The sequence below is a fragment of the Carboxylicivirga sp. genome (genome assembly GCF_982718395.1).
Genome location: NZ_CEXQWX010000095.1, coordinates 1 through 23,853, shown reverse-complemented (window position 1 = coordinate 23,853; position 23,853 = coordinate 1). Strand labels below are relative to the sequence as shown.

The following is a 23,853-nucleotide window of genomic DNA, read 5'->3' as shown; positions in this document are numbered from 1 at the left end:
TTCGAGCAAATAATTGGACAAAAATGTTACACGACATACTTCCAAAGAGAAACTCCTTGTGACTTTTGCTTATATGAGACATGCCTGAAAACGAATAGAACAGAAGAAAGGGAGCACGTAAGTAAAGAAACGGGTAAAGTATTTACACACAAAACGCACCCCGTTTACGATGCGGAACACCAACCTATTGGTTTTGTTGAAATTTTATCCGATATCACGGATAAAAAGAAGCAAGAGGCTGAATTGATTGCTGCCAAAGAAAAAGCTGAACAGTCTGATTACTTAAAGTCGGCATTTTTAGCTAATATGTCGCATGAAATAAGAACTCCGATGAATGCCATCATTGGATTCTCAGAACTTTTAGAAGATGATTCCTTGACGAATGATGAGAAACACAATTATCTTAGAATCATTCAGTCCAATGGCAATCAACTCCTGAAACTCATTTCTGACATTTTAATCTTTTCTCAAATAGAGTCGGGTCATGTAAACTTACATTTTAGTTCAGTCAAAATTAAAGACTTACTATATGAAATCTTCAGGCAATTTAAAAATGAGATTGACAAATACGACAAAACTCTTGAAATTAAGCTCGACACCCAAATTGATGAAGACCTGGAAATTGAAACAGATGTAGTGCGTCTGAAACAAATCATATATAACCTATTGACCAACGCAATTAAATTTACCGAACAAGGCAGTATTACCTTAGGAGCAAAAAGCGATGATGATCACCTGATTATCTATGTGAAAGATACAGGAATTGGTATACCAGACGATAAACAGAAAGAAGTCTTTAAAAGATTCTCGCAAATTGAGAATCAAAACCTTAAGAAATCATCCGGTTCTGGATTAGGATTAACAATTGCTCATGATTTAATCCTTCAATTAGGTGGAAGCATAAGACTTGAATCGGAAGTTAATGTTGGAAGTACTTTTTATCTTTCGCATCCTTTCTTTCGCAATAAATTAGAAGCAGGCTCGGCATTGTTGCGCCCTCAGATGCTAAATACAAGAAAGTAACAATTAAACCACTTTCAACTTATAAGCTAAGTTGAATAATTAATAACAAATTATTTTTTCATTAAAATATTTACTCACAGTTTTGCATTTGCAAATATATTTATACATTTGCATTCAAATAACAAAGCAATGATAGCTCACTCTTTCTTTTATAACTTTTATTATTTCTTTTTTAGCAACAGTTAAAGAGGTGGGCATTGTATGATATAAACGAAACGATATAAAATTTTAAAACCCGCCTCATAAAGGCGGGTTTTTTTATGACCATAAACGAAAAGCATGAATCAAACAAAAAAGAAAATAGCCATACAGGGATGGCCGGGAGCAAACCACGAAATAGCTGCGAAAGCTTTTTTCGAAGAGGAGAATATTGAGGTGATACCTTGCCTGACCTTTCCTGATTTGTTTGAGACCCTAAAAAAAGATCGTGATTGTTATGGTATCATTGCGATAGAAAATACATTGGTTGGAAGTTTATTACCCAATTACACGATGCTAAAAGACAGTGATCTGGTAATTATTGGAGAATACAAACTACGTATTAAACACCAATTTTTGGCATTACCAGGACAATCTATAGATGATATCAAAGAGGTATATTCACACCCGATGGCTATAGCCCAATGTGAAGCATTTTTCAAAGACTATCCCCATATTAAATTGATTGAGTCGGAAGACACGGCCCTTAGCGCCAAACGCATTGCCGATGATAAACTTACAGGTGTAGGTGCAATTGCTTCTGAGTTAGCTGCAGATATGTATGCTCTCGAAACGTTAGCTAAGAACATTGAAACCAATAAAAAGAATTTTACGCGTTTTTTAATCGTTACCGACAAAGCAAAGACAGAGGTCGATGAGTTGCTGGAACAAAACAGGGTGAATAAATCATCGATTGTTTTTTCGTTACCACATGAGGAAGGAAGCTTATCAAAGATATTAACCATTCTGGCCTTTTATAACATCAACCTGACCAAAATTCAATCATTACCAATTGTCGGACAGGAATGGGAATATCTGTTTTACGTTGATTTGACATTTACTGACTACAAGAGATATTTACAGTCATTAGATGCCATAAGGCCACTCACAAGCAAACTAAAAACATTGGGTGAATATGAAAAAGGTCGTCAATCATATCCGGTAAATAATGGACACGTTGAATCAGAACAAGCTATATAAAGATGCAAGCAATTGACCAAATACAACCAGCCAGACGAATTGGAACCGTTGAAGAATATTACTTCTCCATTAAATTGAAAGAGCTGGAACAACTTCGGAAAGAGGGCAAACCAATAATCAATATGGGTATTGGCAATCCCGATTTACCTCCGGCTCCAGAAGTTCTTGCCGAATTAAACAACCAAAGTTCAGCAGAAAACAACCACGGCTACCAAAGCTATGTTGGTATACCTGAATTGCGCGAAGCCATGAGCGAATGGTATAAGCGTTATTACCAGATTGATCTTAATCCTGCTAATGAAGTTTTACCATTAATGGGCTCAAAAGAAGGCATCATGCACATTACCTTAGCCTTTGTTAATCCCGGAGATGGTGTGCTTATACCCAACCCAGGTTATCCGACATATGCTTCGGTAAGTAAAATTGCAGAAGCCAATCTTATTCACTACGATCTGGATGAAAACAATCGCTGGCTGCCCAACCTTCATGAACTTGAGAAGCAGGATTTGAGCAAGGTTAAGCTGATGTGGATTAACTATCCTAACATGCCGACCGGAGCCAATGCCAGTAAAGATTTTTTTAAAGAAGTTATTGCATTCGGTAAAAGGCACAATATCGTCATTGTTAACGATAATCCTTATAGTTTTATTCTGAACGATAATCAACAAAGCATTATGTCTGTTGATGGAGCAAAGGACATTGCCATCGAGCTGAATTCACTAAGTAAGTCACATAACATGGCGGGCTGGCGTGTAGGTATGACTGTTTCCAACCCTCAGTTTATTCAGTACATATTACGGGTTAAGAGCAATATGGACTCCGGTATGTTTAAGCCACTGCAACTGGCAGCAGTAAAAGCCCTCGAATTAGGCCCTGATTGGTATACAAATATCAATGAGGAATATGCTAAACGTCGTACAATGGTTTATGAAATCATGAACTTACTTGAGTGTCAATATGACCGCGAGCAATCAGGCATGTTCGTTTGGGCACGTATACCAGACAACTACAAAGATAGCGGCGAGTTATCAGATGAAATTCTTTATGGTTGTGATGTTTTTATCACACCGGGTTTCATCTTTGGAGACAAAGGAAAACGCTACATACGCATTAGTTTATGCACAAATCAGACTGTATTAAAAGAATCCCAACAACGCATTAAAACACTAAAAACAACATAACCATGGAACATAAATTAGACTTACAACCATTAGCGCTACCTGGCTTGGAATTAAAGCGTCCGATTATTATTGCCGGGCCATGTAGTGCCGAAACTGAAGAACAAACATTAGAAACTGCCCGCAAACTAGCAGCACAAGGTGTTAAAATATTCCGGGCAGGTATCTGGAAACCACGTACACGTCCTGGAGCTTTCGAAGGCGTAGGAACTATTGGTTTACCCTGGCTTAAGAAGGTAAAAGAAGAAACAGGAATGTTTGTATCTGTTGAGGTGGCCAATGCTCATCATGTATACGAAGCACTTAAATTTGGTGTGGATATGCTATGGATTGGCGCACGTACCACTGCCAACCCATTTGCTGTGCAAGAGGTTGCTGACGCCTTAACTGGTGTTGACAAACCTGTATTAATCAAGAACCCGGTGAACCCGGATTTAGAATTATGGATTGGTGCTATCGAGCGTGTTAACCGTGCTGGTGTTAAGATGATTGGTGCTATACATCGTGGATTTAGCACCTACGATAAAACCAAATACAGAAACAACCCTGAATGGCAGATTCCAATTGAGCTACGTCGTCGTATTCCTGAATTACCTATCATTACCGATCCTAGTCATATTAGTGGAAAGAGCGAAATGATTGCGGAAATTTCGCAGGAAGCGATGGACCTTAACTTCAACGGTCTGATTATAGAGTCACATATGTGCCCTGAGAAAGCATGGAGTGATGCCAGTCAGCAGGTAACGCCTGAGCATCTGGGTGAGATAAAAAGTAATCTGGTTGTTCGTCGATCGGCTATTGGAGACACACCACGTGTAACCTTGGATGAGCTTCGTAAAAAAATTGACCAGATCGATATGCATCTTTTGGAAACCTTAAAATCGCGAATGAAGATTTCTGAGGCTATTGGTAAATATAAACACGAAAATAACATTACCATTCTTCAAACACGTCGATATGATGAGGTGATGAACAACCGCCGAAAGCTTGCTGACGAAGTTGGTTTGAGTCCTGAATTCGTTGTGAAGGTTTACGAACACATTCACGAAGAATCTATCAACCGACAAAACCAGGTGATGAACAAAGAATTGGCTAAAAAGTAATTAGACAAAAGACATTAGCATCAAGACAATGATTTAAAACCTTACAGTTTTTTACTTCGTCTTGATACTTGATACTCATATCTTGACACTAAAAAAATGAAAATTCTAATTCTGGGAGCAGGAAAAATGGGCACATGGCTAACAGACGCATTGTGTTTACAGCATGAAGTCGCCATATTTGACAAAGACATTTCCAGGCTTCGGTATGTATTTAATACGCAGCGCCTCACCTCATATGATGAGGTAACTGAGTTTCGCCCTGAACTACTGATCAACGCGGTGAGTTTAAAGTACACGCTTCCGGCTTTTCAAGAAGTACTGCCATATTTACCTAAAGACTGTATTATTTCAGATATTGCATCTGTTAAAACAGGATTACAGGAATTTTATGAAAAAAGCGGCATGCGTTATGTCTCAACTCACCCCATGTTTGGCCCAACCTTTGCCAATCTGAAAGATCTGAGTTCGCATCATGCCATAATCATTACTCAGAGTGACCACCTGGGGAAAGCTTTTTTCAAGGATTTTTATGCATCGCTTGGACTTAACATACATGAATACTGTTTTGACACACACGATGAAACCATTGCTTATTCCCTGTCGATCCCCTTCTCTTCTTCATTGGTGTTTGCCGCTTGCATGAAGCACCAGAAGGCTCCTGGAACAACATTTACAAAGCATATGAACATCGCTAAAGGATTGCTTTCGGAGGAAGATCATTTGCTGACAGAGATTTTGTTTAATCCTTTTACCTATGAACAGGTAGAAAACATTCGTTTTCAGTTAAAGCACCTGTTGGCATTGATCGATAAGAAAGACTCGAAGGGCATGCAAGATTTCCTGAATATGGTTCGAAAAAATATTGAAGAGTGACACCGTTAATAATGGTGATGATACCCGTTAGTCAAAAGTGATTAACGGGTATTTTATTATCCTATAACTTGCTTAGCATCTTTGAAATACTTAACAAGTCTCCACACCGTCCTCTATCTATTATCCTTACTACCATTAACTACTGATCTCTAAACACTCTTAAGATTCGTAAGTTTTTTCTGTTTCCCGCTGATTGTGCAAATTATCGCAGATTTTTATTCTTCTAAATGGAGGAATACGCTTTCAGCGAAAATCTGTGATATCTGCGGGCTATGAAATTCCGCTAGCGGAATTTAAAGACACCACCTAAACTTTTATTACTATTTTCGCAACACATAAAAAGAAAATGGCGATACAGCGTGTATTATTAGGGATGAGTGGTGGTATGGATAGTTCCATGTCGGCAGTGTTATTACAACAACAAGGTTTTGATGTAATTGGAGCAACTCTTTTAACGCACACTGACGAAAAAGAAGAAAGCATAGTAGCTGCTCAAAAACTGGCCAAGGAACGTGATATTGAACATCACCTGATAGATTGCCGAACCGCTTTCAGAGAAACGGTTATACAGTATTTTAGTGATGAATACCTGAACGGTCGTACACCTAATCCTTGTATACGCTGTAATGAAACCATCAAGTGGAAACTGTTACTCGAAAAAGCCAATCAATTAGGCTGTCAATACATATCCACCGGCCATTATGTACGAAAAGAAAATATTGACGATCGGTGGTACATCAAAAAGGGCATGGATCCCAATAAGGACCAATCCTACTTTTTATGGAACCTGAATCAGGAAACCATACAACGAGCAATATTCCCCCTAGGAGAACTGCATAAACATGAAGTTAGAGAACTGGCGCGGGAATGTGGCTATCATCATATCGCAGATAAAAAAGAGAGCATGGGTGTTTGCTTTTTATCTGGTACCGACTACCGCGATTACCTGATGCAATTGTTAGGCAAAGGTCATCCTGCATTTGCTGAGGGATTGGTAGTTGATCAGAACAACCAAGTGCTGGGGCACCACGATGGCTTTCCTTTTTATACCATTGGACAAAGACGAGGCATTGAGGGCGTAGCCAAAGGGATGTGTGTGGTGTCAATCGATGCTGAAAACAAACAATTAATTGCGGGTGAACGCGATTTATTACTAAAATCATCGCTTCAACTTAAAGAATTTGAACTCACCAATAACGAATCCCTTTGGTTGAATACAAAAGTATTTATCCGCATCAGAGGACTGGATAGCGTACCTGGCTATTGGGGGCAAATTAAGAGAGAATCTGATATCTTATCTGTAAACTTTGATACCGATGTTTGGGCAGTAACTCCCGGTCAATCCATTGTTTTTTATCAAAATGAATGTATTATAGGCGGTGGAATTTTTTAGCTCTTCTTAATTAATTTTCAATTTTTATTCTTTCAGTATGTAGTATTCTAATATTTAAATTCATTATTACATTTTATATTTAGATACATATATTTATACTTTAGAAAGATCCATTTTTTATATAGGTATATTCTTTTTTATAATTTCCTCTAGCATTTATTATTTAGATTTATACAATCTATATTAAGTTTTTAGCATTTTATAATTATATAAATTCATCCAATTGTTAGATTTTTGATATTCAATTCATTATAACTATATAAGTCTTCCATTCTTTTACATTTCCAATATATTAATCCAATATTGCATTAAATCGACCTATTTGCTTAGGAGTCTTTTGCTTCACCACTAATAAATATGTTTCTGTGCGGTTGAGTTCCAACCTACTCCCTTGATTTTACTGTATGTTTGAATCTGGCATTTATCTTGCATCCTTAATTATCAAAACACTGATAGTTCATCGATTACAACTTTATTAGTTATATTCGCTGCCATAAACCCGTCAAACCATGAAAAGAATAATCTACATATTACTCCTGCAAATGCTTCTTTTTGGCAACCAAGCCAAGGCACAAGAACTAGAAGTTGGAGATATGGCGCCAAATTTTATACAACAATCGGTAGATGGTCAGCAACTGTCTTTATCGTCCTTAAAAGGTCAGATTGTATTGATTGATTTCTGGGCCTCATGGTGTGCTCCCTGCCGTAAGGAAAATCCTCACCTGGTAGAAGCCTATCAACGTTACAAAGACACCACCTTTACCAATGCCAAAGGGTTTACCATTGTTAGTGTTTCATTGGATATGAAGGATCACTCCTGGAAAAAGGCTATTAAAGATGACGGAATGCTATGGCCCTATCACGTTAGTGACCTGAGGGGATGGCGTAACGAGGTTGCTCAATTATATGGTATCAAAAGCATTCCAACAAGCTACCTGATTGATGAAAACGGGGTGATTGTGGCCATGAACCTGCGTGGCGAAGCTTTGGAGAAAAAACTAAGAAGATTACAACGAAAAGCCTGGTATCGCTTCTGGGAATAACTAGAAGGGCTGTTATAAATTTCATTAGAGAATATTTCATATTGCTATGATATAACAAGACCTAACAGGATTTAAAATCTTGTTAGGTCGTTTGTTTTTTATTGATATTAACGTTTAGTCACAAATAGCTGCGGTGCGAGCTTCGTCAATCAATTTTGCAGTAAAATCATCCAATTGAATTTCCAACTCAGTCATTGTCATTGCACTTCCACTAGCACATACTGTTGCCAATGCTGTTTCGTTCTCATATCGCTCATTCTGGTATAAATAATAACATGAGCCTCCGTCATCACAACAAGCTGTGATATCTTCTGCAGAACAAGTTCCTACGTTTTCATCAAATTTATCGCACGATTCCTCTGAGTCTTCGCTGCATGCAACAAAGGTAGTCATCGAAAACCCCATCATAAGGAATAGAAATAATCTTAATGTCTTTTTCATGGAAAGAAATTTAATTGTTAAGTGTCAGTTGAATTCTGATTCAATTATATTTTTAAATGTCTCGGCACCCTTTAATCCTTTAATAACTTTTGTACCTACTACGAAAGTAGGCGTGCCTTTTGTTTTTAACTGTTGAAATTGATAAATATTGTGTTTTATATCTTGATTTTCTGAAGTCATTATGCACTCTGCTAAAATATCATTAGATACAATATAATCTTCTTTTATCTGATTAAAATACTCTGTGTAAACAACCTCTGGCTTATGCATCAAAAGCTTATGTAATTTCATGTAATCACCTGCTTGGTTTAAACATATTGCTGTTTGATATGCTTCGGTTGCTTTTACATCAGTGGTACGACAAACAAGACGTAAAGTTATCTTCGCATCACTATTTTTTAACACGGTTTCTTTCAACCTAGGATAAACCTCAGCCATAAACTTATTACAGAATCCACAGTTATAATCAAAGAAAATGATAACATTATTTTTTGCCTTAATATCTCCGAAAACAATATCAGAGGAACGTTCCTCTTTTATTTCATCGATCAACTTTTGAGCCTCCCGGCTCTTGTAAAACTCCCAAACAGTAAATCCGAGTACAATAATTACAAACGCTCCAATCAACCTCCTCCATTTCTTTCCCATATTAATCTTCAATTACACCAGTATTATACTTTACTATCAAGGGGTGAAATTCCAGTTTAGCCATAGCTTCTTTTAAATAGATCTGACTCCTTAGTTTCTTTTTATCTTCCGAGTCTCTACCTTCCAATCCACTTTTTTCAGTTTTACCATCTTCCACTTTATAAATTGCAAACATTGATGCCAGACCTTTAGCCCCTCCTCCTTGTTTGATCTTACCACTTTCCTGCTTCTTTTCGATACGATTAGTTTTTCCACCTCTTAATATCTCCTTAAGGTAAAAACGTAAATGGTATTGACAATCCAGATCGAATTCTTGTTTTCCTAAAATAGAGATATCGTAAGCATTTGTTTTAACTTCTGTTTGAGGAATATATAGATCTCCTCTATATGAGAAGAGCTTCGTATCTAAAGTCTCAAATATTATATCCTTCAGTTCAGGGCGATTATAATCATTAGCCATCTCTTCCGTAATTGGATAATCTTTTAATCGACCATTCTCCAGTTTTAAATTTGCCTTTAACTTTAATTTTTCCTGATCAAGTGAATCTCCAATAAATACAACCTGACCATCCAGGCTATCGGTACTAAATATACCGCTCAACTGCTCATGACTAATATAGACTTCATTTGTATAATCCATAAAATCATCAAAATCATATAAAAGCTGGTTAACATCAAGACCTTTTGTACTATTCTTAAAATTAACCTTCATCACTTCACCTGGCAGCATCTGCACTTTAACAGAGCTATTGGTACTTCCCTTAAAAGCATCAAATTTAACCTGATCGGCAATATACAAGCTGTCCGACACATTATACAAAGCGCTTAAATTTTCAAATAAGGCATTACCATACCAAAAACTTTTTGCTGCGATCTTCCCTTTCGCCTGAAAGCAATAGTTGACAGGTTCCTCTATATTGGCAGCGGCTGTTTCTGTATTTGTTGCATCGTCGGCCATAAACGATTCAAACAAGGAATAATCAATGTCTCCAAACTGAAAGTACCCTTCCGCCTTAATCGTGTCCGGTTGATTGAGCCAGTATCCTGTGTAAAAGTTCTGTACGAAAGATGAATCTGAATTAAAGGTGATGTCAGCAAATGAACCGGAAAGTTTCTTAATCCCTATTAAATCGTTTTTTAACGAAAGTTGCCCTGTTACATCTTTCACCTGCATCAATGGATCGTGCATAAGTACTGTGATATCTTGCATTTGAGCTTCCAACTCACTATCTGTAAAGATTCGCTCCATGATACTTTCAACCATATCATCCATATCAATCTTCCCTTCGGATTGGATATGCACACTTAACACACCACTCATATCTTTTATTAACGAATCGGGTGCAAAAACTTTAAATTCAGATAGGTTGGCAATTGCATCCGCATCAATTGTGTAGAAAGGCGCATCCAAGTTTTTAACTGCCATGTCACCTTTCAAATGACTTTTAGGTGTTGCCAGTTCTATCTCTTCAAGGACAATATTTAATGAATTCACATCTGTTAAACTGCCTTCAAATCTTCCATTTAATTGACCATCTTCAATGCTTAAACCATATGTATCAACCTCTCCATTTAGACTAGTTAGCTCAAATTGTTGATTCTTGAAGGCCACTTCGGCATTTATGGCTCTAAGTTCAATTAATGAATCCATTTCAAGACTCATATCCCTTAATCGAATCCCGGCACTGCTTCGAGCTAGTATATAATCAGCAAACGCTAAATCATATTTCTCAGGTAAAACACCGTTTGTCTGAAATTGTACCTCAATCTCTCCATCAATGTGCTTTATCAATGAATCCGGCATGTAAGCTGACACATCATTCAGGTTAACCAGCAAATCCGACTGAATCTGATAACTAATCTCCTCCAGGTTACTAACCTTTGCACTTAGCAATCCCTTACTTCCACCACTCACAAAAGTAAATGTATCAATCTGAATCTGGGTGGCTTGATTATTCATCAACTCCCCATTATCGTATTGTCCGGCCAACCGTATGTCTGTTACCAAAGGATAGTCACTCATTAAAACTGTCCCTCGCGACAAGTTTAATGTCGCATTTATTCTGGGCATTATACTGTCATTATATATGCCTTTGATAGCAGCATCAGCTTTCAATACACCGGCCAGTTGTTTTAATTCGTATGCCTTCGATAAACTATCCGGAATATATTTTTTCAAGATACCCAAATCCAGATTATCAGCATTTACCTGAAGGTTTGTGTAAATTGACGAATCGTTTCTTACTTCACCTTTTAAGTGAGCATCAATACCATCCGTATCTATATGCAAATTATTAACCGTTACCAAGTCATTAAAGTACACCACATCAAGTCCTAGCCTGAGTTCATTCATCAGATGTAACGGACTCTCAGGATAGCGGCATTGGTTAGCTCTTAGCTGGCCATTAAAGGTTGCTTTGGTATTTTCATTATCAATATAAATGCTTGTTAAACCCTCATCGATATACAAACACGCACTGATCTGATTCTGATCATCATTGAACGAACAGAACAAATCTTTTAGTTCCAGATGTTTTAACGATAAATACAAGGTTCCGGAACTTGTGTCTGCAGGAGCATCTTCCGATTCCACCAGGAAAACATCAAAATTAGTTCGTCCACTCGAATCAATCTGATAGTTCGCCATCCCACCCTCAACGCTTATTTCTTTTATAATAAATTCGCTTTTCAGTAATGGTTTAACCTCAACCGATATAAACAAACGATTGATCTGAGCAAGCGTATCATTGTCTACAGTAATTCCAACATCCTGTAGTTCTACTATAGCATCTGGAAAGTCTTTAATTAAAGAAAAATCAATGTTCTTAACAGCTAAATTAGCATCCACCTGCTGGTTAAGCCTGTTTAAGGCGATCTTAGTAACCTTATTTTCTGCCAGTTCGGCAATCAGGATCAGAACCAGTATTAAAGCAAAAGTGATTATCGAAAAATAGGCAATAAACCTCTTAAAAGTTTTCATTGTAAAAATGCAATTATGCTTAAATATTCTATTCGAATTTGGTTGAACAAATTTATTATTTATACGCTTTATGAAGATTCATTCAACAAAAAACTTACTTATTTTATCAAATTAGTTAAAAAAACGCCAATTCAGTTGACACCTCCAAAAGCTTACCGTAAATTGGCTATTGTCTCAGGGATGAGATTTCGAATTCAGTTATGGAGCCAAAAGCTGTGGCACCTCGCTATAATAAGGGTACGAGGATCCTGGTAAAAGATTTGCCATTAAAGGATAACGAGAGTTGAAACGGCTTTTAGCTCTTTTTTAGTGTCCGTTTTTTAAGACAATTCCTTCTGTTTTCCTGAAACTTTGACTAATGCTCGGCGTAAAGAATGCTCGTATGTTGTATATTCGTTAGTTAAAGTACGTCATCTATGATTAAGAAATACATTGCTATTATTAGCACTATTTTTATAGGACAATATATTTTGGCTCAATCTGTCTGCCATTACGAAAACCCCTATTATTCACCATTCGAACGATATATTTACAAGCCAGAAGCTAATTTCCACACTGCAGTCAGACAGTACCGGATGGATCAATTAAATAATGTGGTCAACACCGATTCGGTTTTATACGATGGACTTAGAGTACCAGATGGTCATTTGAATATCTGGGAGCGATTTTTGCATGATGATTTGTTTACCCTCGATAAAGGAGATGTTAATATTGTTGTTAATCCAATCTTTAATTTTGAAGGTGGTCGGGAAAATAACGAAGGCATTAATACCTGGACTAATACCAGAGGATTATACATTAAAGGTAATATTGGGAAACATCTTTATTTTTACACCGATTTTGTAGAAAATCAGGCGGTAGTACCCAATTATATCGATGCCTTTGCAGATAAAACTGATATGATGCCAGGCGAAGGACAACGTAAAGATTTTGGAACCAATGGCCATGATTATGCACAGGCAACTGGTTATATTGCGTTTAATTTTGCCAAATATTTTAACTTACAATTAGGTAACGGAAAACACTTCATAGGTGACGGACATCGTTCGTTACTTTTATCAGACGGAGCATACAGCTACCCATATGTGAAACTTACTGCTGATTTCTGGAACATCAAGTATATGGTAATGTGGAACAAAATGCTGAACTACGATACTTTTGCTGAACAGAATGACTATAGGTTTCCAGGCAAATACGGAGTTTTTCAATACCTTGACTGGAATATTACCAAACGTTTCAGCCTGGGATTATATGCTAATGTGGTATATGCTGAGCAGGATACAACCGGATACCGAGGCTTTGATATACATTATCTCAACCCTGTTAACTTTTTCCGTCCGGTTGAATACAACCTTGGATCGCCTGACAATGTAACCATGGGGTTTAATGCTAGATATATTGCATCTGATTGGCTAACTTTTTATGGCCAGTTTGTATTGGGAGAATTCAAGTTCGACGAAGTATTTAGCGGCAATAAATGGTGGGCCAACAAACACGGTTTTCAATTAGGAGCACGCACCTTTGATTTATTTGGAATTGATAAACTGGATCTCCAAGTTGAATATAATCAAGTTCGCCCTTATACGTATTCGCACTACACGAGTATTTATGCTTTCGGACATATGAATCAGCCGATGGCACATATTCTGGGAGCTAATTTCAGGGAAGGATTAGCCATTTTAAAGTATCGCAAAAACCGCTGGATGTTTAAAGCTGAATTAATGGCAACTATGTATGGTGATGATTTTGGTGATGGTGTAAGTTGGGGCAAGGACGTATTGATGCCGAATACACAACGTCCATATGACCATGGTCATACTATTGGACAAGGTCTTAAAACTGATGTATATAATGCTGACGTTAATGTTTCTTTCCTGATCAACCCCCGAAACATGTTTAATATTGTGGCCGGAGCCAGAATTCGTAAACTGAGCAATGATCGAGAGACAATGGACACTCAGCATTTTTACTTTGGGGTGCGAACATCATTAAAGAGCTTATATTATAATTTCTAACTACTGGAAAAACAACAGAAAAAATTTACAGATATTAAAGCATAAGAAAGCGCCGCTGAATACAGGGCGCTTTTATTTTCTCAACCTTTAAATTAAAGGTTATTAATGTCCTGAACTTTCTGATTCAATTGCCTTAAATCCTTCACCATGTATCTGACTACTATCAATTACATTGACAAATGCTTTTGGATCAATTTTAGCAATATGATTAAGCAAAATAGTTGATTCACGACGTGTAATAGTGGTATAAATAACCTTTCGCTCCACACCTTCATACATACCGTTTGCTGTAAAAAGTGTTCCACCTCGTTTGATATTATTAAGTATTCGATCCTGAATCTCTTCGTGTTTATCTGAGATAATGAATAGAGTTTTATTCACCTTGAGTCCGTCAATTACCATGTCAATAATTTTACCCTCAATAAAGATGATCAACCATGAATATATTGGTAATGTCCAATCAATTCCATTTTCGCCAGGCATCAATAAGGTTAACATGGTAATGGTACCATCAACAATAATTACCAATTTACCCAAGGACATCCTTGTATATTTATTAAGAATCATGGAGATAATATCTGACCCTCCTGATGTTGCTCTCGATTTAAATATAAGCCCGATTGAAACACCATATATTATACCGGCTACCAAGGCATTCAGCATAGGATCATTTGGAATAAATTGCTCATAACCCCACAAGTGAGTCTCAAATAAATAGGTGAAGAACATAATAAGAAATGTACTTATCAAGGTTTTGATACCAAATCTGGGGCCCAGTACAATTGTTCCAATAATCAGCAATGGCACCTCCATAAATAGTACCGACAGACTGATTTTAAACCCGAAAGTATGGTATAAAAAGTTACCAATACCATAAACACCGCCAGGAGCTAGTTTGTACGGATTTACAAACATCACATCACCTATGGCGAATAAGAAACTACCAATTAAAAGATATGAATAGGTTATAAACCAATCTTTGGATAGAAACTTCTCCTTTGTTACAAAAGCCATAATTAAATCTAAATTTTGTGTTCATTCAAAAAATCGCGCGAAGGTCGGCTCTTCTAACAAGATGAGAAATGATAAAATTCATGATTAAATAAAAAGCTTAACTAAATTCCAGGTGAGTTTTATTGCCTGGTTTAACAAACGATAATTACAACCTTCTCATTAAGGTCGAACCTACCAATAAGGCTCCTGATAAACATGTAATTCCCCAACCCAATCCGACATAATTGACAATAACTCCTAAAACCAATGCCATTAATGCAGAAAAGAGTGTCTCACTTTGAGATTCCACCGACATTGCACTAGCCATTATTTTTTCCTCGAACTGTTGCGTTATGTACTTCACTCCCATTGGTCGTCGCAAGTTCTGAAGAATAAGAACTAAACTAAAACATATCAATGCCGGAAGGTAGAAGCCATATAGAAATAAAAGACCAGCCAGCACTCCCTGTAGATATCCAACGAATTGTATGTTTTCAAGACCAGCCTTAATAGATTTACTGACCTCTTCGACTTTATAGGCATTTCGTGAAGCAAATGAACTTACCATGTATAAAATAAAATAGACACCACCAATATATATGGCTTCGTTTTGCTTTTCAGAAAAATGTGAGATCAAAATGTAACTAGCAGCGAAACTACTGACTATTATCTGGATATAATCTTTTATAGCTTTATAAAATCCTGTAAAACTACTCGTCAAGACTATCGCCTTTATAGTAACAGCAGATCGTAATGCAATCAGTATCTCTTTGATTAGTTCTTTAAACTTTCTCAATAATGAACTTAACTGACCAGAAGAATCTCCGTTTAAATAACTCGGATAAGAACTTAACAGGAGCAAATCGAATAAATATGGAATGGCGGTTAGCAAAAACATCAATCCGTAATTACCCGTATAGAAAAACAAAACTGCACTTAATAAGGATGAAACAGCAGCTCCTTTTTGCGACCATCCTCGTGTGCGTCCGTAGTACCTTGTTTTTTCATCCTGCCAGTTGTTCCTTACAAGATAAGCATATATCATTGCCTTATGAGTCCCGGTCCTAAAAGCATCTCCAATACCATAAAAGAAGAAGGCAATCAGAAATCCCCAGAATCCATCGAAGAAATAAAATAAAACAAAGCTTAAAAGGTAACTTACAAAAGCGAGAATCATTGCTTTTTTTCTTCCTAAGGCATCTGCAATAACGCCTGATACAATTTCAAACAAGTTAATTACTAACTCCCTGAATGCGTAAAGGATTCCAACTTCAGTATAACTAATCCCTCTATCGATAAAAAACAATAAAAGAAAAGGATCGAAAAGCCTTAGGTTTTTAAAAAAACCATAAAAACTAAACTTGTAATACTGTTTATCCTTCTTAAATTTCAATTCAATAATTTTAATCAATTATTGACTATAACAAGTTTTGATATCTTTGGTTTCTTATCAATGGTATAAAAAGAAAGCCGCCTTAAAGCATTCTTTAAGACGACTTTCAACTTTTAACCAAACCTAACCCTAAACTATGAGAAAACTTACTCAATATCTTTATAGCAAATTAATGCCTAATAATCTTTTTATACGTAAGAGATTTTTAATTGGTTTCAACCTTTTCCCTTATTCTCACACTGCAAATATAATTCGAATGTCAACTAAAACATAATAACTAAAGTTAAAAGAAGTTAAAATTTAAATTAATAAATTATTAAACATTGATTTTCAATCACTTTAAAAACTATAACCGAAGGTTATATTAAAATTCTCGCGGAATTGCACTTTCTCTGATTCGTTAGAAAAGTACCTTAAATGTGCGATAACCCGTGTAGATAAAAATCGATTAATCTTCATATCAGCAATAACCTCCCAGTCTATTTGAACTTGTCTTTCTTCATCTTCCTGAGGTTTTCCCAAATATTGATAGAAGGCATCCAAACGTGATGAAATTTTAATATCCCGCGACAATTCGTATGCTAAATTATTCACTACAGAAATACCATTAACCACTAGACTTGACTTTCCACTTGGAATCCCATACTTAGTTTCATCAAACTTGTCTGTATTTGCCACCCAAGTTAAACGCGAGGTAATTGGAGATAACAACAATGTAAATTTACTGTTAGGTTTATAGTCCATACCTACTGCAAACGACATGTAAGCTGGAGCCAAAAATCCAGAAACGGGATCTTCGCTATCATTATCATACCCGTAAAAAAACTGGGTTTTGAAATTATATAAGAAACTATAGTACCATCTTTCTGAAGCTTTATGTCCATACTTGGTATTTATCTCAATTAAGTCAGTATTAACCCTTCCCCGTTCTTGCTCGGTTGATACAATTCCAACTTTATGAATTATGTAGTTATCCCATTCATGTTTACCCTTCTTATAGTTAGCTGTTAATCGTAAATCACTGCCGAGGCTAACACTACTTTCTCCACCTTTTACCCAGTTGCTAACATGGCCTTGTGACAACATTATGTTTTCGGTCCCATTAAATGTCCACGGACCAGCAGTAAAAACAATTTTCTCCAGGTTAGGCTGGGTTTCATACGAATTACCTTGCAGTAACATACTAATTCCATCTAGTGCCGAGCGTCTTTGCAGGAATCCATCCCTCCCTATTTTGGGTGCATCAGGTATAGAATCCCATGAAAGATGCACTTTATCTGGATGCTTGAAGGCATAATCCTTCATTATATCTGTAATAAAATACCGCCTGCTGAATACATCTTGATAAGCACTAGAGTAAACCTTTGAATTAACAAAATGCTGGTAAGCATCTAACTTTTCCTGCTGGTAATTTCCCGATTGGTATTCAATACGCTTGTATACAGGCATCCTGAATTTAGGCTCAAACTTGTAAATTTTAACCTTTTGTTCCTTCAGCTCAGGAAATAAATAAGTCTCAAAACGTGGATTATTATTCACTTCCTCAAATATTTTCTTCACAATATACGATTGCTTTAAAGACTTATCAGCTAATGTATTTTGATATTTATAAAGGGAATTTTGCCATTGCCTGTACATGATTGGATTTTGCGTCCAGTAACTCCAATTAACACCCAATCCTTGCCATTGCGATTGTGCGTTTAATTGAATGGCAAGCATACATAAACTTATACTATAAAATACTTTCTTTCGGAAACGATAGGTTCCTTTCATAATTACTGGTTCATTAAAGCAGGTATCAGATAAGACAAAAATAACATGATTATTGCAATCCTCCACTCTGTGATATGTTCAAATAAGTATTTTTAACTAACACTTCGGGCTTAAAGTTCAATAAGACATTACAAGATGTCGGCTCACCCTTTAAATGTCATAGCAATATGATTTTTTTCAATTTTACGTTTCTGAGTTTTTACAAATGAATTTGTTTTTTACATTTGCAATATCAACAAACGTAAGTATGGTAAATATCCACATACAATCAGCTTTGTCTACACGAATCTTCCTGAATATTAAAAACAGGGACGAATTTACCTATTAGTGCTGGCACTATTCTTTGCCGGCCAGTTCAGTATTATTACTTTTTTATTTAATGTAAATGTTATCAACTATTATTAATGGTGGTAGTTACGTATTTGCATCATTGATTTATTTAGTAAAATCCTAAAAACATACATAATGGAATTACCTTTTTCAGAATCATTTAAGATTAAGATGGTTGAACCCATCCGTAAAAGTACACGCGAAGAAAGAGAAGCCTGGATTAAGGCGGCTAACTATAACCTATTTAATCTACGCAGCGACCAGGTATTTATTGACTTATTAACAGATAGTGGTACAGGTGCTATGAGTGATCGCCAATGGGCTGCTATGATGTTAGGCGATGAAAGTTATGCAGGTGCTTCGTCCTATTACAACCTAAAGAATGCTATTAAAAACATCCTTGGTTTCGAATACTTCTTGCCTACGCACCAGGGACGTGCAGCAGAAAATGTTCTTTTTTCAGCATTAGTTAAAGAAGGTGATGTTGTACCTGGCAATTCTCATTTTGATACTACTAAAGGTCATATTGAATTTAGAAAAGCAACAGCTATTGATTGTACAATTGACGAAGCTTTTGATACAACAGTTGATCATCCTTTTAAAGGAAATCTGGATTTAAATAAACTGGAACAAGTACTATTGTCTCATCCAAAGGAAAACATTCCGATGATAATTGTTACAGTTACCTGTAATTCATCAGGAGGCCAACCTGTATCAATGAAAAACATGCGCGATGTTTACGCTTTAGCTAAAGAATATGGCATCCGTGTTTTATTTGACTCAGCCCGTTTTGCTGAAAATGCATACTTTATCAAACTTCGTGAAGAGGGGTATGCTGACAAGAGCATCAAAGAGATTGTTAAAGAAATGTATACTTATGCTGATGGCATGACCATGAGCAGTAAGAAAGATGCTATTGTGAATATGGGTGGTTTCATTGCTTTACGCGAGGAAGATTTATTCAAAAAAGCCAGCCAGTTCAATATTATATACGAAGGGTTTGTTACGTATGGCGGTATGTCTGGTCGTGATATGAACGCTCTTGCCCAAGGACTGGATGAGGGAACTGAATTTGACTACCTGGAAACACGTATCAAACAGGTTGCTTACCTGGGTAATAAATTGAAGGAATTTGGCGTTCCGGTTCAGGAACCATTCGGAGGCCACGCTATTTTTGTCGATGCCAAGCGCTTCTTACCAAACATTCCAAAAGAAGAGTATATAGCACAAACATTGGCAATTGAGTTATACAAAGAAGCCGGTATCCGTGGTGTTGAAATCGGAACATTATTGGCAGATCGTGATCCTGCAACACGTGAAAACAGATACCCTGCATTAGAGTTGTTACGTTTGGCTATCCCACGTCGTGTGTATACTAACAACCATATGGATGTGATTGCCGCAGCACTAAAAAATGTATACGATCGCAGAAATGAAATTAAGCAGGGATACACAATTCTTAATGAAGCGACAATTATGCGCCATTTCACTGTTGAATTAGCTCCTGCTGTTAAAGAAACAGTTCAATAATATATACTCAATCACGCACTTAAAGGTTGGTCTCACATTGGGCCAACCTTTTTTTACACCTTACTTTTGCATGCCCCTGATTTTTTGGTTTGCTTTGTAAAAAAACTGCGTAAACCAAAACAACCATAAGTTGGTTGTACTTGTCGATAATCAATTATAATTAAATGAAAGACCTAACCGTAGGCAATGAGGCTAAACTGATATTTAAATTTGCATTACCTATGGTATTTGGCAATTTACTGCAGCAACTGTATCATGTTGTTGATAGAGTTATTGTTGGAAATTACCTCGGAACAAAAGAATTGGCAGCTATAGGAGCATCTTCTCCTATTTTTTATGCCTTAATAGCATTTGTCATAGGGATAGGTAGCGGAGCTACTATTATCATCAGCCAGTATTTCGGAGCAAAAAACCTGGATAAAGTAAAACGCGCCATTGATACTATTTATATATTCTTATTTATTGCTTCCATAATTATAACCAGTATTGGTATATTCTACAGTGAAGAAATATTTCGCCTGTTACATGTTGAAGAAGAGGTCATACCTTTGGCAACAGATTACTTTAATGTGTTTATGATGGGGTTGATTGCTTTTTTTGGCTTTAGTGGCACCTCATCAATTTTACGCGGGCTGGGTGACTCTATGACTCCACTCTATTTTATGATTATAGCCACGGTGGTCAATATCGTTCTTGATATTGTATTTATCGTTGTATTTCAATGGGGTATTAGTGGCGTAGCATATGCCACCATTATAGCGCAAGCTGGTGCGTTTATTGCCGGCGCTATTTACTTGAATAAAAAACACCAGATTATCTCTTTTAATGTCCTTAAATTCCGTTTTGATAGGGAATTGTTCCTGCAAAGTATCCGCATTGGACTACCGACCGGTTTTCAACAAACATTTGTGGCATTAGGAATTATGGCTCTAATCAGAATTGTGAATAATTTTGACACAGATGTATTGGCCGCCTACACGGTTGCGAGTGGAATTGATGCCTTAGCTGCCATGCCTGCCCTGAATCTGGCCAGTGCACTATCCGCCTTCGTGGGTCAAAACCTGGGAGCACAAAAAATAGATCGAATTAAGAAAGGCCTTCGAGCCACACTCTTTATGGCATGGGGCATTTCCTTGTTTGTTATGTTGACAGTAATTTTCTTTGGTGAACTGATGATGCAAGCTTTTACTCAAGATAAAGCAGTGATTGAGCACGGAGCCAACTACCTGGTTATTGTTAGTTCCTTTTACATGATTTTCTCAACTATGTTTGTCATGCATGGTGTTTTACGGGGAGCTGGTGACACCTTAATACCAATGTTTATCACCTTATTTTCATTATGGGTAATAAGAATTCCTTTTGCAGTTATCCTTTCTAATCAGTTTGGCGTTAATGGTATTTGGTGGGCTATTCCTATTGGATGGAGTATGGGATTAGTTGGTTCTCTGGTTTATTATTTTACTGGCAGGTGGAAATATAAAGGAGTTATTAAACCTGCCAATTGATTTATAATTGCCCCAAACCGTTTTTAAACTCTTGTGAACTTGTTACTACAGTAAAATACTTTGGCATAGCCGGTTTATGTTCTTTAATCTGTAACCCCATTACAAAGAACTCACGATTATTTAATTGTTCTGCAACACTATTAAGGTATTGTTCCAACTCATCTTTTTTCCTAGCAGATACAAAAGAAGTTACAAATGCATCAACACGTCGAACACCGGAAATAACCTTAAGATCTTCAAGTGGAACTGAGGCTCCCAGATAAATAACATTATAGCCTTCCTTTCGGGCTATTAAACTGTAAAATAGCAAACCTATTTCATGCAATTCATTTTCAGGAAGGAAGAAAACAATATTTTTATCGGACTTAGGTATAAAGTTCTGCATTTCATTGTCAATAGCTACAATCAGCTTCTGCCGTATAAGGTTAGAGATGAAATGCTCCTGCGCAGGATTTATTGTTCCTGCCTGCCACAATATACCAATACGATCTAGAAAGGGGAATAAAATAGTTTCAACTGTAGCTTCAAACCCCAGCTTGATAATTGAGTTCGTTAATACATTGGTGAATTTACTTTCATCCATTTCAAGCATGGCTACTAACAAGCTTTCAACCTGCACATCTGTATTACGTGTATCCAGGCACAAATCAATCACTCTTTCACGCAATTGAGTATCGTCCATTTGTGCAATCTTGGATATTTTATAACCATTTTGATTAAGAATTGAAACATTTAATATCCGCTTAAGATCATCATCATTATAATAGCGAATATTAGTGGATGTGCGCTCTGGTTCAATAAGATTATAGCGTCTTTCCCATATTCTTATCGTGTGCGCTTTTATGCCCGAAATCTTTTCTAAATCCTTAATTGAATAGTATGCCATACAGGTTATAATATATTTTCCACCACAATTATTGAACCTTAAACGCTTAGCGAATAAATAATGTTCATCCTTATGCCAAAATACGAAAACAAAAAATGGGGACATAAATGCCCCCATCCGTTCAACGCCTGAACCGAGTATTAAGGAACAATCACCTTATCAATAACGTGAACTATTCCATTTTTGCCCTGAATATCGGCAGCTACAACGTTAATTGTTCCATCGATTGAAACACCATCATCCACATTGATAGCCAGGCTTTTTTGAGCATTTAATGTGCTCACATTTCCATTGCTCAGATCAGTTGATGCAACATTTCCTGCAACAACATGAGCTAATAATATTGGAGTAAGGTCTTCCTTTGTAAGATCATCTATACCAGTTATATTTAGTGCAGTAAATAACTCATCGAAAGCTGCATTGGTAGGAGCAAATACTGTAAATGGACCTTCTCCGGATAAAACATCTGCTAATTCAGCTTTTACAACTGCCTGTACCAATGTTGAAAAGTTTGAATTATCAATTGCAATATCCACAACTGTTGGCGGCATTATTACCTTGTTGATGGCATGAATAATACCATTAGTTGCAACAACGTCTGTTGCGATTACTTCACTATCAGCGTTTAGAAAAACTCCTCCTTCTGTATCTATTTTCACACTCATATTCCGATCAAAAGCTGTACTTAAAGTTGGGAAATATCCGGCTTCAACCATTGATGCCGAGACAAAATCTCCAATGGCATGATATAAAATAACAGATGCTAAAGTTTCCTTTGACAAATCTTCAAGTGTTACTTCAAGGTCGTTGAAAAACATATCAAAGGCGTCGTTAGTTGGTGCGAATACAGTGTACATCGCTGATTCATCAGCCAATGCCCCGGCCAGTTCAGCTTTGGTTACACCTGCTACTAATGAAGAGAAAGCAGGATTGGCAATGGCATGATCAGTAATACTCATCGGCAGCATAACTTTGTCAATCACATGAATAATACCATTATCCGCTTCAATATCAGTTGATGTAATTTTAGAACGTCCGTTAATCATTGTTGTGCTCATATCAACATAAAATGACAGACCATAACCATCCTTAGGACCAGCACTTAATGAAGAATAATAACCTGTTTCAATCATGGCTGCTTTGTTCGAGCCTGACATAACATGATAAAGAAGCACGCCTGTTAATACTTCATTCGGAATATCATCCAATCCACTCACATCCAGTTCTTCCAGCAATGCAGCAAAGGCAGCATTAGTCGGTGCAAACACTGTGAACTCATTGGCTTCAGTTGCTAAGTCATCATCCAGCCCAACCTTTTGCAAAGCAGCAACCAAAATACTAAAATCAGCGTTGCCAGCAGCAATGTCAGTAATCGTCATAGACTCAAAAGGTGTTGGTTCCTCATTTTCTGAGTCATCATCATCGTCACAAGATACATTTACAAAAGCTAATGCTAGTAAAAGCATCAAAACCCAAAGGTTTTTCCCTAAATTCTCAATTACTCGTTTCATGTCCTTAATATTTAATTGTTTTCAAATGGTGATTTGTAAGTGAAACCTTATGAGAA

18 protein-coding genes are annotated in these 23,853 nt (G+C 36.7%); 10 read left to right on the top strand and 8 right to left on the bottom strand.

The window, feature by feature from the left end; translation table 11 throughout:
• The 7 genes from AC4MRQ_RS16435 to AC4MRQ_RS16405 all read left to right on the top strand — a co-directional run.
• On the top strand, nt 1-1,023 hold a 1,023-nt coding region (locus AC4MRQ_RS16435), incomplete at its 5' end, for a sensor histidine kinase (protein ID WP_491198790.1).
• 279 nt (nt 1,024-1,302) lie between these two features.
• Nucleotides 1,303-2,202 carry a prephenate dehydratase gene (locus AC4MRQ_RS16430; RefSeq protein ID WP_491198789.1) on the top strand — a complete coding sequence of 300 codons (900 nt, stop codon included), beginning with the start codon at nt 1,303-1,305 and terminating at the stop codon, nt 2,200-2,202.
• A gap of 2 nt (nt 2,203-2,204) precedes the next feature.
• On the top strand, nt 2,205-3,383 hold the full coding sequence (locus AC4MRQ_RS16425) for a pyridoxal phosphate-dependent aminotransferase (protein WP_491198788.1): 1,179 nt from the start codon (nt 2,205-2,207) through the stop codon (nt 3,381-3,383).
• Nucleotides 3,384-3,385: 2 nt separating this feature from the next.
• Nucleotides 3,386-4,483: a chorismate mutase gene (locus AC4MRQ_RS16420; RefSeq protein ID WP_491198787.1), complete on the top strand. Its 1,098-nt coding sequence runs from the start codon at nt 3,386-3,388 to the stop codon at nt 4,481-4,483.
• Between the two features lie 96 nt (nt 4,484-4,579).
• The gene (locus AC4MRQ_RS16415) at nt 4,580-5,356 is read left to right on the top strand and encodes a prephenate dehydrogenase/arogenate dehydrogenase family protein (protein WP_491198786.1); all 777 of its coding nucleotides are present in this window, start codon (nt 4,580-4,582) and stop codon (nt 5,354-5,356) included.
• Between the two features lie 346 nt (nt 5,357-5,702).
• Complete coding sequence (gene mnmA, locus AC4MRQ_RS16410; protein WP_491198785.1) at nt 5,703-6,749, top strand: tRNA 2-thiouridine(34) synthase MnmA; 1,047 nt, start codon at nt 5,703-5,705, stop codon at nt 6,747-6,749.
• Nucleotides 6,750-7,258: 509 nt separating this feature from the next.
• Nucleotides 7,259-7,792 (top strand): peroxiredoxin family protein, encoded by a 534-nt coding sequence (locus tag AC4MRQ_RS16405; RefSeq protein ID WP_491198784.1) that lies wholly within the window; start codon nt 7,259-7,261, stop codon nt 7,790-7,792.
• Between the two features lie 114 nt (nt 7,793-7,906).
• Here AC4MRQ_RS16405 and AC4MRQ_RS16400 read toward each other — a convergent pair whose 3' ends face one another.
• From AC4MRQ_RS16400 to AC4MRQ_RS16390, 3 genes are read right to left on the bottom strand one after another with little or no spacing between them, the layout of a single operon-like run.
• Nucleotides 7,907-8,233 carry a hypothetical protein gene (locus AC4MRQ_RS16400; RefSeq protein WP_491198783.1) on the bottom strand — a complete coding sequence of 109 codons (327 nt, stop codon included), beginning with the start codon at nt 8,231-8,233 and terminating at the stop codon, nt 7,907-7,909.
• 24 nt (nt 8,234-8,257) lie between these two features.
• Nucleotides 8,258-8,881 carry a DsbA family protein gene (locus tag AC4MRQ_RS16395; protein WP_491198782.1) on the bottom strand — a complete coding sequence of 208 codons (624 nt, stop codon included), beginning with the start codon at nt 8,879-8,881 and terminating at the stop codon, nt 8,258-8,260.
• 1 nt (nt 8,882) lies between these two features.
• Complete coding sequence (locus AC4MRQ_RS16390; protein ID WP_491198781.1) at nt 8,883-11,861, bottom strand: hypothetical protein; 2,979 nt, start codon at nt 11,859-11,861, stop codon at nt 8,883-8,885.
• Between the two features lie 416 nt (nt 11,862-12,277).
• Between AC4MRQ_RS16390 and AC4MRQ_RS16385 the strand changes: the two genes are divergently transcribed.
• Entirely contained in the window at nt 12,278-13,876 is a 1,599-nt protein-coding gene (locus tag AC4MRQ_RS16385) for a hypothetical protein (protein ID WP_491198780.1), read from the top strand.
• 102 nt (nt 13,877-13,978) lie between these two features.
• Here AC4MRQ_RS16385 and AC4MRQ_RS16380 read toward each other — a convergent pair whose 3' ends face one another.
• From AC4MRQ_RS16380 to AC4MRQ_RS16370, 3 genes are all read right to left on the bottom strand, one after another.
• Nucleotides 13,979-14,890 carry a YitT family protein gene (locus AC4MRQ_RS16380; RefSeq protein WP_491198779.1) on the bottom strand — a complete coding sequence of 304 codons (912 nt, stop codon included), beginning with the start codon at nt 14,888-14,890 and terminating at the stop codon, nt 13,979-13,981.
• A gap of 145 nt (nt 14,891-15,035) precedes the next feature.
• Complete coding sequence (locus AC4MRQ_RS16375; RefSeq protein ID WP_491198778.1) at nt 15,036-16,262, bottom strand: MFS transporter; 1,227 nt, start codon at nt 16,260-16,262, stop codon at nt 15,036-15,038.
• A gap of 339 nt (nt 16,263-16,601) precedes the next feature.
• Nucleotides 16,602-18,035: a DUF3078 domain-containing protein gene (locus AC4MRQ_RS16370; RefSeq protein ID WP_491198777.1), complete on the bottom strand. Its 1,434-nt coding sequence runs from the start codon at nt 18,033-18,035 to the stop codon at nt 16,602-16,604.
• A gap of 465 nt (nt 18,036-18,500) precedes the next feature.
• Here AC4MRQ_RS16370 and tnaA point away from each other — a divergent pair, with 465 nt between their 5' ends.
• Complete coding sequence (gene tnaA, locus AC4MRQ_RS16365) at nt 18,501-19,895, top strand: tryptophanase TnaA (RefSeq protein WP_491198776.1); 1,395 nt, start codon at nt 18,501-18,503, stop codon at nt 19,893-19,895.
• Nucleotides 19,896-20,059: 164 nt separating this feature from the next.
• Nucleotides 20,060-21,400, top strand: coding sequence for an MATE family efflux transporter (locus AC4MRQ_RS16360; protein WP_491198775.1), 1,341 nt, complete (start codon nt 20,060-20,062; stop codon nt 21,398-21,400).
• Between the two features lies 1 nt (nt 21,401).
• Here AC4MRQ_RS16360 and AC4MRQ_RS16355 read toward each other — a convergent pair whose 3' ends face one another.
• Both AC4MRQ_RS16355 and AC4MRQ_RS16350 read right to left on the bottom strand, forming a co-directional pair.
• Nucleotides 21,402-22,286 (bottom strand): MerR family transcriptional regulator, encoded by an 885-nt coding sequence (locus tag AC4MRQ_RS16355; RefSeq protein ID WP_491198774.1) that lies wholly within the window; start codon nt 22,284-22,286, stop codon nt 21,402-21,404.
• 140 nt (nt 22,287-22,426) lie between these two features.
• A complete protein-coding gene (locus AC4MRQ_RS16350; protein WP_491198773.1) occupies nt 22,427-23,797 on the bottom strand; it encodes a fasciclin domain-containing protein in 1,371 nt (456 codons plus the stop codon).
• Between the last annotated feature and the right edge of the window lie 56 nt (nt 23,798-23,853).

Bases quoted from the DNA above. Each gene is read 5' to 3' on its own strand.
- AC4MRQ_RS16430 (WP_491198789.1), top strand. From the start codon at position 1,303: ATGAATCAAACAAAAAAGAAAATAGCCATACAGGGATGGCCGGGAGCA.
- AC4MRQ_RS16425 (WP_491198788.1), top strand. From the start codon at position 2,205: ATGCAAGCAATTGACCAAATACAACCAGCCAGACGAATTGGAACCGTT.
- AC4MRQ_RS16420 (WP_491198787.1), top strand. From the start codon at position 3,386: ATGGAACATAAATTAGACTTACAACCATTAGCGCTACCTGGCTTGGAA.
- AC4MRQ_RS16415 (WP_491198786.1), top strand. From the start codon at position 4,580: ATGAAAATTCTAATTCTGGGAGCAGGAAAAATGGGCACATGGCTAACA.
- mnmA (WP_491198785.1), top strand. From the start codon at position 5,703: ATGGCGATACAGCGTGTATTATTAGGGATGAGTGGTGGTATGGATAGT.
- AC4MRQ_RS16405 (WP_491198784.1), top strand. From the start codon at position 7,259: ATGAAAAGAATAATCTACATATTACTCCTGCAAATGCTTCTTTTTGGC.
- AC4MRQ_RS16400 (WP_491198783.1), bottom strand. From the start codon at position 8,233: ATGAAAAAGACATTAAGATTATTTCTATTCCTTATGATGGGGTTTTCG.
- AC4MRQ_RS16395 (WP_491198782.1), bottom strand. From the start codon at position 8,881: ATGGGAAAGAAATGGAGGAGGTTGATTGGAGCGTTTGTAATTATTGTA.
- AC4MRQ_RS16390 (WP_491198781.1), bottom strand. From the start codon at position 11,861: ATGAAAACTTTTAAGAGGTTTATTGCCTATTTTTCGATAATCACTTTT.
- AC4MRQ_RS16385 (WP_491198780.1), top strand. From the start codon at position 12,278: ATGATTAAGAAATACATTGCTATTATTAGCACTATTTTTATAGGACAA.
- AC4MRQ_RS16380 (WP_491198779.1), bottom strand. From the start codon at position 14,890: ATGGCTTTTGTAACAAAGGAGAAGTTTCTATCCAAAGATTGGTTTATA.
- AC4MRQ_RS16370 (WP_491198777.1), bottom strand. From the start codon at position 18,035: ATGAAAGGAACCTATCGTTTCCGAAAGAAAGTATTTTATAGTATAAGT.
- tnaA (WP_491198776.1), top strand. From the start codon at position 18,501: ATGGAATTACCTTTTTCAGAATCATTTAAGATTAAGATGGTTGAACCC.
- AC4MRQ_RS16360 (WP_491198775.1), top strand. From the start codon at position 20,060: ATGAAAGACCTAACCGTAGGCAATGAGGCTAAACTGATATTTAAATTT.
- AC4MRQ_RS16355 (WP_491198774.1), bottom strand. From the start codon at position 22,286: ATGGCATACTATTCAATTAAGGATTTAGAAAAGATTTCGGGCATAAAA.
- AC4MRQ_RS16350 (WP_491198773.1), bottom strand. From the start codon at position 23,797: ATGAAACGAGTAATTGAGAATTTAGGGAAAAACCTTTGGGTTTTGATG.